The organism is Propionispira raffinosivorans DSM 20765 (assembly GCF_000381065.1).
GTDB lineage: Bacteria > Bacillota > Negativicutes > Selenomonadales > Selenomonadaceae > Propionispira > Propionispira raffinosivorans.
In genome coordinates this window covers 1-12,031 of the sequence record NZ_KB905868.1, presented here as the reverse complement: position 1 = coordinate 12,031, position 12,031 = coordinate 1, and the positions used below count along the sequence as shown (strand labels likewise).

16 protein-coding genes are annotated in these 12,031 nt (G+C 36.2%); all 16 read left to right on the top strand.

Annotated features, from left to right (window positions below; genetic code table 11):
* The 16 genes from F606_RS0117520 to F606_RS0117445 all read left to right on the top strand — a co-directional run bounded on the left by F606_RS0117520 (position 1) and on the right by F606_RS0117445 (position 11,673).
* Entirely contained in the window at positions 1 to 966 is a 966-nt protein-coding gene (locus F606_RS0117520) for an XkdQ/YqbQ family protein (RefSeq protein WP_051083369.1), read from the top strand.
* Entirely contained in the window at positions 963 to 1,370 is a 408-nt protein-coding gene (locus tag F606_RS21575) for a DUF2577 domain-containing protein (protein ID WP_019555195.1), read from the top strand. The genes F606_RS0117520 and F606_RS21575 overlap by 4 nt, the downstream gene beginning before the upstream one ends.
* A gap of 4 nt (positions 1,371 to 1,374) precedes the next feature.
* Positions 1,375 to 1,788, top strand: coding sequence for a DUF2634 domain-containing protein (locus F606_RS0117510; RefSeq protein WP_019555194.1), 414 nt, complete (start codon positions 1,375 to 1,377; stop codon positions 1,786 to 1,788).
* Positions 1,788 to 2,852: a baseplate J/gp47 family protein gene (locus tag F606_RS0117505; protein WP_019555193.1), complete on the top strand. Its 1,065-nt coding sequence runs from the start codon at positions 1,788 to 1,790 to the stop codon at positions 2,850 to 2,852. Before F606_RS0117510 ends, F606_RS0117505 begins: the two co-directional genes overlap by 1 nt.
* Positions 2,845 to 3,396 carry a putative phage tail protein gene (locus tag F606_RS0117500; protein ID WP_019555192.1) on the top strand — a complete coding sequence of 184 codons (552 nt, stop codon included), beginning with the start codon at positions 2,845 to 2,847 and terminating at the stop codon, positions 3,394 to 3,396. Before F606_RS0117505 ends, F606_RS0117500 begins: the two co-directional genes overlap by 8 nt.
* A complete protein-coding gene (gene pilV, locus F606_RS23565; RefSeq protein ID WP_019555191.1) occupies positions 3,389 to 4,912 on the top strand; it encodes a pyocin knob domain-containing protein in 1,524 nt (507 codons plus the stop codon). Before F606_RS0117500 ends, pilV begins: the two co-directional genes overlap by 8 nt.
* A gap of 11 nt (positions 4,913 to 4,923) precedes the next feature.
* Complete coding sequence (locus F606_RS0117490) at positions 4,924 to 5,295, top strand: hypothetical protein (RefSeq protein WP_019555190.1); 372 nt, start codon at positions 4,924 to 4,926, stop codon at positions 5,293 to 5,295.
* Positions 5,288 to 5,431: a hypothetical protein gene (locus F606_RS23280; RefSeq protein WP_019555189.1), complete on the top strand. Its 144-nt coding sequence runs from the start codon at positions 5,288 to 5,290 to the stop codon at positions 5,429 to 5,431. Before F606_RS0117490 ends, F606_RS23280 begins: the two co-directional genes overlap by 8 nt.
* Positions 5,432 to 5,481: 50 nt before the next feature.
* Positions 5,482 to 5,676: a hypothetical protein gene (locus F606_RS0117480; protein WP_019555188.1), complete on the top strand. Its 195-nt coding sequence runs from the start codon at positions 5,482 to 5,484 to the stop codon at positions 5,674 to 5,676.
* Positions 5,677 to 5,703: 27 nt separating this feature from the next.
* Positions 5,704 to 5,871 (top strand): hypothetical protein, encoded by a 168-nt coding sequence (locus F606_RS21570; RefSeq protein ID WP_211210097.1) that lies wholly within the window; start codon positions 5,704 to 5,706, stop codon positions 5,869 to 5,871.
* Entirely contained in the window at positions 5,852 to 6,055 is a 204-nt protein-coding gene (locus F606_RS0117470; RefSeq protein WP_019555186.1) for a hypothetical protein, read from the top strand. The genes F606_RS21570 and F606_RS0117470 overlap by 20 nt, the downstream gene beginning before the upstream one ends.
* Before the next feature lie 27 nt (positions 6,056 to 6,082).
* A complete protein-coding gene (locus F606_RS21565) occupies positions 6,083 to 6,694 on the top strand; it encodes a hypothetical protein (RefSeq protein WP_019555185.1) in 612 nt (203 codons plus the stop codon).
* 42 nt (positions 6,695 to 6,736) lie between these two features.
* On the top strand, positions 6,737 to 7,231 hold the full coding sequence (locus F606_RS0117460) for a hypothetical protein (RefSeq protein WP_154651206.1): 495 nt from the start codon (positions 6,737 to 6,739) through the stop codon (positions 7,229 to 7,231).
* A 269-nt stretch (positions 7,232 to 7,500) separates the two neighbouring features.
* The gene (locus tag F606_RS0117455; protein ID WP_019555183.1) at positions 7,501 to 8,337 is read left to right on the top strand and encodes a LamG domain-containing protein; all 837 of its coding nucleotides are present in this window, start codon (positions 7,501 to 7,503) and stop codon (positions 8,335 to 8,337) included.
* Positions 8,338 to 8,851: 514 nt separating this feature from the next.
* Positions 8,852 to 10,690, top strand: coding sequence for a DNA cytosine methyltransferase (locus tag F606_RS0117450; protein ID WP_019555182.1), 1,839 nt, complete (start codon positions 8,852 to 8,854; stop codon positions 10,688 to 10,690).
* Entirely contained in the window at positions 10,672 to 11,673 is a 1,002-nt protein-coding gene (locus tag F606_RS0117445) for an HNH endonuclease (RefSeq protein ID WP_019555181.1), read from the top strand. Before F606_RS0117450 ends, F606_RS0117445 begins: the two co-directional genes overlap by 19 nt.
* The last annotated feature ends 358 nt before the right edge of the window (positions 11,674 to 12,031 follow it).

The following is a 12,031-nucleotide window of genomic DNA, read 5'->3' as shown; positions in this document are numbered from 1 at the left end:
ATGCAAATTATTATTCATAATCGTGAGACGGATAAATACTATTGGCCAGCCGTTCAAGATGATGTTATATGGGAATTAAATCGTAAAGGAACACCGGGAAAGCTTACCTTTAAGGTGCTAAAAGATAGTATTCTTATTTTTAATGAGGGCAACACGGTACAGATGAATTACGGCGGCACAAATTTATTTTACGGGTATGTGTTTATTAAAAAGCGAAATAAAGATAATTCCATTTCAGTTACAGCCTATGATCAATTGCGGTACCTGAAAAATAAGGATATTTATTCTTTTGTCGAAACGAAAGCCAGTGATGCAATTCGTCAGATTTCCGAAGATTTTCAGCTGAAGATTGGTAATATCGCCGATACCGAGTATTTCATTCCCAAATATCGCGGCAGTAATGAAGCACTGTTTGATATTATGCAGACAATGCTTGATATGACGATGGAAAATACAAAAAAAATATACGTTTTATACGATGACTTTGGCAAGCTTACACTTGTAGATATTGAAAAACTAAAATTGGATATTCTGATTGATGCTGAAACCGCCGAGAACTTTTCTTATGAGTCTTCGATCGATAAAGATACGTATAGTCGCGTCAAGCTTTATTATGATAATAAGGAAACAGGAAAGCGCGATGTATGGAAGCCTTATGACAGTGAAGCCATTAAAAAATGGGGTGTGCTGCAGCTTACGGAATCTGTAAATGTAAAGAAAGCGTTGAACTTTAAAGAAATGGCAGATGCAAAGTTAAAAATGCACGATCGCGTTAGAAGAACGTTGTCCATTCAAAATGCTGCAGGTGATGTTCGGGCTCGGGCTGGTACCATGCTTTATGTGAATTTGAATTTAGGTGATATGCAGCTAACAAAACAGGTTATCGTGGAATCCGTTAAACATAAATTCAGTAATAATCAGCATGTAATGGATTTAACATTGCGAGGGGATGTGATTACAGGATGAGTGCTCAATTGATGCAAACGATGCAAGCTTTAATGAAGCAGACCATGGATGCCGGGAAACTCACAGATTATATTGTCGGTGTGGTTGAATCTGAAAATCCTTTGTCTGTACGTATTGAACAGCGGGACATCATTACAGAAGAATTTCTTATATTGACCGATGCCGTTCGAGACTATGACGTGGATATCGAAGTAAATCATGTTACTGAAAATCGCGGTGGCGGATCTGGTTATCCAGCATACGAATCACATAATCATGATTACACTGGTCGTAAACGGATTCGAGTTTTTAATAGTCTGCATGTTGGGGAATCGGTTATTTTGGTGAGGCAGGCCGGAGGGCAGGAATATTGTATTTTAAGCCGTACATTTAACCATTCGAATTTGTCCGGACAGTGGGGGTGATTACATGGGATTATTGCCGGATACTGGTATAGAGATAACAACAACGGCGACAATTGTTAGTCAGCCAAATAAAACGTATAAAATGCTAATCGAAGATGAAAAAATAGTCGGGATGACGGATGATCTCGCAGCGATTGAGCAGGCCATCTATAAAATCCTCAACACCGAACGCTATAAATATGTTATTTATAGTTGGAATTATGGGGTTGAATTAGAAGAACTCTTCGGCAAACCAATTCCCTGGGTGTTTTCGGAATTGCCGCGTCGGATCCGTGAAGCTCTGGTGCAGGATGATCGTATCAATGATGTAACGGAGTTTGATTTATCACATGATAATAAAGGGAATGTTTTGGCAAAGTTTAAGGCTGTGACTGTTGCTGGAGTGATTGAGGTAGACAAGGTGGTGAAGATTGGATAATGTATGAAAATCAAACAGAGGATGTTATTTTTAAACGAATGATGTCAAATGTAGCAAATGATATTGATAAGCGTGAAGGCAGCGTTGTTTATGACAGCGCTATGCCAGCGGCGATTGAATTTATGCTTCTTTATGCAATGTGCGATTATTACATGAAAAATAGCTATGGTGATACAGCGGAACGGCCATATTTAATAAAACGTGCAAAAGAAAGAGGCCTTAGTCCGGAGCCTGCCACGTATGCGCAGGTGAAGGGGATTTTTACACCTGCAGCACTCGAAATACCGATTGGATCTCGCTTTTCCTATGACGATGTAAATTACGCGGTTACTGAAAAAATCAGTAGCGGCGTTTTTTTATTGCAGTGTGAAACGGCTGGTACGATTGGAAATAAACCCACCGGAAACATGATATCGATTGATTATATTGCAGGACTGCAAACAGCTGGACTCAGCGATGTGACAATCCCGGGCGAAGATGAAGAAACGACAGAGGCTTTTCGAAAAAGATATCTGGCAAGTTTTGAAAATATTGCGTTTGGTGGCAATCGAGCTGATTACATTGAAAAAGTAAATAAAATTAATGGAGTCGGTGGCGTGAAGCCGTATCGTGCATGGAAAGGTGGCGGAACGGTAAAGCTGGTGATTATTAATTCAGAATATAAAGCACCATCTACAGAAATGGTTAATAAGGTTCAGACCTTAATTGATCCAACCGTAAACGCCGGTGATGGGCTTGGAATTGCACCGATCGATCATGTTGTGACTGTTTTTGGCGTTGGCGCAGAAACAATAAATATTTCAGCTAAATTAACATACCAAAATGGGTGGTCATTCGAAGAGTGCAAAACAAATATTGAAGTTGTAATTGATGATTATTTCAAAGAATTAGCTAAAAATTGGGCAGATAATGAAAACTTGATTGTCAGAATCAGTCAACTTGAAACAAGAATACTAGATGTTACCGGAATTCTCGATGTAGAGGGAACAACTATAAATGACACAGCCGCTAATTTTACGATTCCCGCTGATTCAATTCCAGTTAGGGGGAGTATACATGCGTGATGTAGATGTTTCAAGATACTATCCGTCTGTAGTAAAAGAAGCAAAAGAATTTCATGAAATTGCTGCCAGAGAAAATGAAATGTTTAAAATTATTTGGCTTGCTTTAGATGATTGCTTGAACGATCAGTTTATTTTAGATTCAACAAAAAACGGTGTTTCCAGACGTGAGATAATGCTTAAAATTACACCCAAAGCGTCAGATACGTTAGATGAGCGCAAATTTAGATTATTGATGCGATATAACGAAATGTTACCTTACACAGTACCCGATCTAAAACAAAAATTAGCAAATTTATGTGGTGCGAATGGATATCGCATAAATTTGGTGAATAATCTGTTTAGCCTTGAGGTTCGAGTTGAGCTGATCGCCAAGAAAAATCTTGAATCAGTGCAAGAAATGTTAGAAAGAATTGTACCAATGAATATGACGTTATTTGTTGATTTACTGTATAATCAGCACTTTACACTTGGCAAATTGACGCATGAACAATTAAGAAAATATACGCATAATACATTACGAAACGAGGTGATACCAAATGGCTAACTCTACGCAAAATTTTAAACTTATAAAACCCTTGCAAGAAGAATTTTATAATGTTGATGATTTTAATAAAAATGCAGATCTTATAGATGATGCACTTACGGAATTGGTTATTAAAAAAGCACCATCCGGTTTTGGACTAGGAACTGCTGCAACGGATATATCAGGTCAAGATTTAAATGCTGATAGAGCAACAGGATTTTATAGAGGCACTAATCTTGCGAATACTCCTAGTCAGGGGGGCTGGTGGTATGTTATTAATATGAGCCATAGTGACACGGCCTGGTACTATCAACAAGCCGCTTCATATGGTTCGGATAATTCGCCCAGTATTATATTTGTAAGAACGAAAACAAAAGGTGTGTGGTCAGCCTGGAAGCAGGTTGCCACAACGGATGGGACGATAGCGAATGCGGATACGGTAGATGGTAAACATGCAAGTGCTTTTGCACCCAGTGGATTTGGACTTGGTATTCAAAAGAACCTGCTTGAAAATGCTAATTTGATTCTCAACACAGGGTTCTATTACTGTACTACTGGTTTGCCAAGCGGTGTTTCTGATGCAAATGTATATCATCATGCACATTCTGATGCATACGCACATCAAATGGCTTTTGAATTTGGACCAAACTACGATAATACTGTTTATTCTAGAATCAAAAATAATAATGTATGGTCAGCATGGAAACAAGTTGCTACAACCGATAAGGTGCTGCCTCTCACGGGTGGAACACTTACCGGACAACTAACTGTTCCAACAATTTATACACCCGATTGGTTTAAAACGACTGGGGATACAGGCTGGTATAATCAAAAATGGGGTGGCGGCTGGCATATGTCTGACGCTACTTGGATTCGTGCTTATAATGATAAAAATGTATATACTAAAGGTGTTTTTCAAGCTGACGGCGGATTTAATGGAGCCTTACATGGTACAGCAGATAATTCAAACAAACTAATCGGAAAGACGTGGAATTGGTCTGGTCAATCAGGACAGCCAACATGGTTATGGGGTGGTAGTGATGGAACCAATATGTATGTATATAATCCATCTAATTTCAACGTTAATTATGCTAATGGTGCAGGAAACGTAAATGGTTATACTGCTGATGCATTAAAAAACAGAGTAACAGGGAGAGGCACTCCCGTATTTACACCATTACTTAATACCAGCAAAGGGTTAGAAGTTAGTAATTATGCCGGTACAGGTATAACCGCGCAGGGGAATGGAGATATTTATTTAACTCAGTCATACAAAAATTTTGATAAGATATTAATAGAATATACTAATGATAATACAGAGGCGTATGGACAATCCTTATGGGAACAATGGGAACTAAGCGTTGCTTTTTCTACAGCATATTTTTTTAGCCTACACAAAGCATTAGATGATACACAATGGTATGTTTACGGAAATACTAAACGTGGTACGGCTGATCATCCATTATCTAGTGAAACTGTATGGAAATTAGCCACTCAAAATTCACGTATTATACAAATATATGGTATTAATTATTAAGGGGAAAATGTATGTTTTACTTAATTAAAAATGAAAAGGTAAGTTGCCTATGCGAAGACAAAGGCAGATTAGAAGGTCTTATTGATAAAGATGATACCGAATCAACAATAATGGAATATGAGCAATGGATTAATCCGTCTGATTTAAGCGTCGTTGATGGTAAAATTCAAATTCGTGAGATTGTTCAAACTCCAACAGAAATAAAATCTGCTAAACTCGCTGCATTAGAGTCTGAATACAAAGTAAAACTTGATGCACTAAAAGATTCATTAGCAACGGCATCCCTTGCGGATGATACAGATACAATTGCAGAACTTAAAGCAGAGTATGCCGATTTAATGAAAGAATATCAGGGTAAATTGGAGGCGGTAAGCAATGGCTGAACGGTGTAAGTTTTGTGCAAAAAAAGTGAATGATAAAGGGTATTGTGAAAATAAAAAATGCCCGGATAATCTCCGGCGCGAGATTATAGAAAAAGCAGAACCGGCTAAAATTGCAGAGGCTAAAACAAATGAATAAAACTCTGCCAGTCGCAGGGTTATCTTTATGTCGAAAATTTGGAGGTACACATGGGTGATGATGCAATTCAAAGGTTATATGGAAAAATAGATAATCTATCTGATCAAATTCGGGAAATGGCAGAAAGAACAGCAAGATTAGAAACTATGCTGTCTGAACGTGAAAAAGCGGGAAAAGGGTATAGCAATACCATTGCATGGGCAATTACAACAGCCATTGCAATATATGGTGCTATTCATAATTAAAGGGGATGATGTGGTTTGGGTGAAAAAATGAATACAGAAAAAATCGTCGGAATCGGGCTGGTTGCAGCTTTGATGACGGCGATTTTTTTTGGACTAAATGAACTTGCAATGTCCATTGCAAGCGGCTTGGTTGGGTATATGGGCGGTAAAGCAGAAAAGAGAGGAGTTGATACAAATGATAATCACAGTAATTAAAGGTGGTAAACCGTTGACAGAAACAGAGCGCAATAAAATTCGGGCAATCTTTCAGGACAGCAATTGCGCGAATGAAAGCTTAAAAAATTCCATCGATGGATTTGTGAGTTTTGATGGGCAAGTGTTGCATATCGATTATAAGGACGGCGATAAATACGCCTATCCGGAAGATTTATCAATTTAAAATAAAAATGAAAAGGGGCAATGAAAAATGACAAAAGAAGAATTAGCTAGAGAAATAGCAAAAGGGCTTGTAAATACTGGTGCTGAAGGTGGATTTAATGCGGTGTCATGCAGCACAGCCGGTGATTATCCAAGTATAGGTTGTTCACAATGGGAAGGCGGCAGAGCAGAGTCGTTACTATCTTCGATACCAGGTGGCGACTATTATGCAGGGCGAACTTATAGCGATATCGAGGCAGCTGGTGAACTTGACTCATTAGCACAGTTGCTTGATTCACAGGAAGGTCAAGATGCACAAATTGCTTTACTAGCAGAAGACACTGCAACTTATGTGGATACATTACAGGAGGTTGAAACGCTTGACGATAGCCGTTGTACGATTTATGCCGGTATTTGGTGCCCAACCAGTCATTATGTAGTGTCGAGGTTTTTGCAGCGTCGGCAAGAAAGAGGCTATGATCTTAGGTCGCTGGCAACAGTACGGGATTTATTTCATGAACAGTATGCATCGGCTGCAAGTTGCGAAGATTATGCCACAGGATATGCAAATCGAGCAGATAATACATTTGATTATGTCGCTAGTTTGGATTTATCAGCATATGGTGTGCCTGTATATGAAGAAAATGCTAAGGCTGAGTAATATTGACTTTGTACAAATTATTTTAAGGGGTGGAAAAATTGAATGAACAAACTAAAACTTATATACGTATCGGTGGCTATATTCTTGCTGCCATTATTCTTATCGCCCTCGGTTGGTTTTTGTTCCGAGACGTACCAAATAACGGAACAACAGCTAACGACGTTACAGAACAACTTGACACAACTGCAGAGCAACAACGAAAAGCTGAAGACGCTATTAAGTCAGTCCAGTCAGGACTTGACGACAGCGAGCGAACAGTCGTCAATCTTGACCAGTCAAATCGAGCTGCTCAAACAACAGCTGACCGAATCGCAGAATCAAATACAAACATTGCAAACGCAGTTAGCGACGCTCAAAGTTCAAACAGCAGCAGCGCAGCAATCCTTGCAGATAGCCAATCAAGAATTGCAGAATGCGAATCAATCCTTCAAGAAATACGAGCAGGAGCAGGAAAAACTGCAGAGTAAGCTAAAAACACAAAAGAATATCTGGGAAGCTATAGCGGCATTATCTTTGGGGTATGCTGTAGCAAAATAAAATATTTATTAAATTTAAGCGGTAGATACTATAAAAATGTAGTGTCTACCGCTTTTTTTATTTCTATAAAAGTGTTATAATAGAACATGTGTTCGATATTAAACATAGAAATGAATACTATTTTTGGTAAAGATAAGAATGCATGCTTATGGATTACCTTATAAACAATGCTGGCCAGCATTTTGTTTATAAATAATGTTCGAAGAGTTTTAAAAATATTAGTTTAAAAAATATACGCGACAATAAAAAAATATTTGGAGGTAATATTTATGTATCAAGTTGACACAAATACAGTATCATTATTGCACTTTGACGGTGATTTTAAAGATGAAACGGGAAAAGTGTGGACGGCTAATGGCAGTGCGGCTATATCGTCAGTACAAAGTAAGTTTGGTGGAAAAAGTTTATATTTGGATGGCAGTAGCTATTTAACAACTCCAAATTCGAACGATTTTAATTTTGGTTCTGGTGATTTTACAATTGATTGGTGGGAGTATAGAACAAGCTTTGCTAAAACATCACGAGTTTTATCTGTTATGCAAGGGAAATATCCACCTTTTGTTGTCGGACAAGCATCGCTTGATGGGGGACCAAACTATGTATGCTTGACATCAAATGGCTCTTCTTGGGATATATTAAATGGATTTAATCTTGGTACACAAAATTTAAATCAATTAAACCATTATGCTATAGTAAGAAATGGTAATACGTTTTATGGGTTTAAAAACGGAGTTTTAACTTCTACTGCGACAAGTCCATTATCAATATTAGCTCCATCAGCAAATATAACAATTGGATATGATGTGGCTGATAACTCTTTCTTCCCAGGTTATATTGATGAATTCCGTATTTCTAATATTGCTCGGTGGACAGAAAACTTTGATCCTATGCCCACTAAAACTAATAATTTATTGCGGATTACGTTGAATGATTCCAGTGATCATGATTACCAGCTTTCAGCAGAGGAAATAGCAGCATTTGTGAAATGGTACAACCGCCATGCCAGTACAGACACGAATGCTTATGGCCTTAGCAAAAAGATTGGTACTCAGGTAAGTACGGAATATGTCGCATTTGAAAAAATTATCAGTTTTGAAGTCATTTAAAAGTAAATAAATTTAGTAAACGGGACTATTTCCAATTGGATGTAGTCCCGTTTATTTGTACAAAATCCTGCATGCTGTTAGCTATGCACCAAAAGATATACAGGATTGGAGTGATATTCCGTTGCAAAAAAATCACGAATGATGGTAAGTATGTTGGCGTTGGTGTTGATTATAATGTTGAGGGTAAAAAAAGGTATCGTGAAACTAGAATATACATGGTAATGTGATTATGAAGTATCGTAGAGAACATATGAGTAACATTACGACTGTAACTTCGTAAGTAATTTAATTTATTATCACGTGTTTATAAATTAAATTTTATTGATAAAGTGTTAGGTTATCCAGGACACTTTTTTATTGCTGTTATGGTAGCAGTACGGGAATCTATCAATAGACTGGAAAACGATAAGTTTACGCAAAAATAAAATAATAGATCATTTGTTCTTTCATAGCTCGTTATATGATAAAATGTGATATAATGATACTTTAAGTTGTGAGTGAAGAGGAGTTTCTAATGATTAAATTAGGTACAGTATTTAGTGGCATAGGAGCTATTGAACAAGCATTGCGACGTATGAATCTAAATCATGAGATTGTTTTTGCATGTGACAATGGTGATGTGGATATATTTAGCAAGAAGATCGATGTCAATATTGATAAGATTAATGAGGAATTTTTATATCTTAAAGAGAAAATAATGGAATATGTTCCTGAAACTAATGATGATAGGTTGTATAAAAAACAGATGGAAGAGACACTTCAAAGTAATCTTGACGCTTATTTTGAAGTGTCAGAGTTGATTGATAAAAAAATAGACACATTTTCAACATCGCATATAGAAATAGTACTAAAAAAGATTGTGGCACAACAAGACATAAAGAAAATACGTATTAAAGAATATAAGGGATTTCTAGACAGGCTGGAACAGGCAAGTAACAGGCAAGATCTTTTTTTGAAAAGACTTCAGTATACCGTTGAATGTATAAATGACTTCAAAAAAAATAATGATTTACAATATCTTGACCAGAAGACTCATCGTTCGGATTTTAATACAAGTATGGTCATCTTTGAAAGTACAGACAATATAGACTGGAAACCTGTAATTGATGAATTATCGGCTGCATACATGATTTTGGAAGATATTCAAGGGAAAAAAATCATAAAACAAATACGAGACATAGCTGAACGAGTGGGGATGTTACATGAAAAAATCAATGAATATCATTTAAAAAAGAAAATTGCCTCATTGTTGAGTTCTAAAGAGAAAAAGGCCGTAGTCGATGCATTATATAAGCCATATATATTGCAAAATCATGTTCGGAAAAGTTATTTAGCAAATTATGACCTTGCCCCCCAAAACTTTCACTGGAATGTCTCATTAATTGATGGGCAATATTATAAAGATAAAATAGATTTATTTGTTGGTGGAAGCCCCTGTCAATCTTTTAGTATGGTAGGAAAACAGCGTGGGTTGGAAGATACAAGAGGAACATTATTTTATGAGTATGCACGTTTGATTAGCATAATACGACCTAAAGTTTTTATTTATGAAAATGTAAAAGCTGTACTTAGCAATGATAATGGAAATACATGGGAAACAATGAAAAAAGTTTTTGATGATTTAGGATATCAATGGGAACACCATGTGCTCAATGCAAAAGATTATGGGATTCCTCAAAATAGAGAACGAGTGTTTGTTGTAGGATTTAGAAATGATCTTCATTTGAAAAAAAAGTTTTACTTCCCTGATCCTATAAAGTTGGAAACGACAGTAAAAGATTTTTTGTTAGATAATGTGTCAGGGAAATATTACCTAAATAAAAAAGGCGTGGAATTTGTAACCAAAGAAAAAAATTTGACGAAAAAATTTACACAGATTGATGGAGAAATCCAGTTGTGTCAAAAGAAAAATCAGCAATTCAATTGGCATGGCGATTTTGTCTTTGTTGAAGAAAACAAAGATAAAGAAAAAACAATGCAGGATCTTGAAAAATATTTTTTATCAGAAAAAGTAAAAAAATATGTTCTTGCATCTGGGACGAAAGGGTTTTATTCGCGACCAAAAGTTGATTTGGATATAGCACGACCTTTATTGACAACAATGCACAAAATGCATCGTGCTGGTGTGGATAATTACGTTACAACAGAGGGAAGACTTAGGAAACTTACTCCGAGAGAATGTCTGCGCTTAATGGGGTTTTGTGATAGCTTTCAACAAGTAGTAGCAGATACATCAATGTACCAACAGGCTGGCAACTCTATAGTAGTCGATGTTTTGATTGCAATAATGAAAAAAGTACTGGACTCTTACCCTGAATTATTGGAGGAAAGAATATGTCTGAAGAATTTATAAGCAGTAAAATAAATATTTTAGATGAATCTTATGAAGTTTTAGATGCCTTGGAAAATATAACGTTGGCGGATTCTATTATAAAGGATAATAAGATTGGAAGTGGGCATGGCGAGGGGAAGCTATATGTTGGAAATGTGACTAAGCAACATATAAAGGATTTCTTTGGCGATTTTCAAGGAGAATGTTTTTTTGTGGGAAATGATTTTATAAAGTATTTGCAAAATGCTAAAGATGAATATTATAATCCACAGCAGCCATATGTCAATAAAAATGAAATGAGGGAGAATTTTTCGAATTTAGAAAGTGAGGCAAGTAAATATAAAAATGCCATTTTAAATTTTAAAATATTTTGTTCAGAGGTACAACCGCCTCGAATATATATTAATTCAAATTCTGAGTATTATTTATTTATGCGCCGGATAGGATTACCCAATATATCTTATGTTTCTATATTAAAATTGAAGAGTAAAACCGGCAAAATTTATTATTATTATAAAATGTTTTTGGATTATAAATCTGATATTCTGAAATACAATTCTCCTATTGAAATTTCAGAACTAAAGAATATAGAAGATAATACAGAAATAAAGGCAAAAGAAAAGGAACGGCTAATAAAAGCAAGGATCGGTCAAGGAATGTATCGGGAAAAGTTATTGGAGGATTGTATGTATTGTCCATTTACTATGGTGAATGATGAACGTTTATTAATAGCATCGCATATTAAACCTTGGGCAAAGTCAAATGACAAAGAAAAAGTTGATTGCAAAAACGGGTTTATTTTGACACCTACATATGATAAGTTATTTGATCAAGGCTTTATTAGTTTTTCTGATGACAAACGATTGATTGTGTCACCGTGGCTTTCTCCTATGAATCAGAAAAGATTGGGGATTTATCAGGATAAATTTATTGATAAATTGCCATTAGATAATAAAAGAATAATTTATTTGGCTTATCATAGAATAGAAGTATATAAAAACTAATAAAGTTCAAACCACGCAGTTAGAAGATGTTTAATTCTAATTTAGAAGACAAAATGACTGTTCCCCTCTTATAACATCAATTCTTGAAGCTCTAGCAACGAGAATTGTGTATTAGTCAAAGCTTTTGTTAAACTTTTGAGGTGTGCAATAGGTGTGCAATAGTCTATAAAAAATAGGTTTTAATATGTGCTTTTTGAGAGTTTACGAGAAACAAAGTGCTGATTTTACTGGATTGTTAGGGCTGGTGATGCCCATTTTTCGCACTTCTAAGCCGTGGGTCCCGCGTTCGAATCGCGGCAGTCGCACCAATGAATACACCGCTTCCGAGGTTCGGGAGCGTTTTTTATTTTATAAAAGT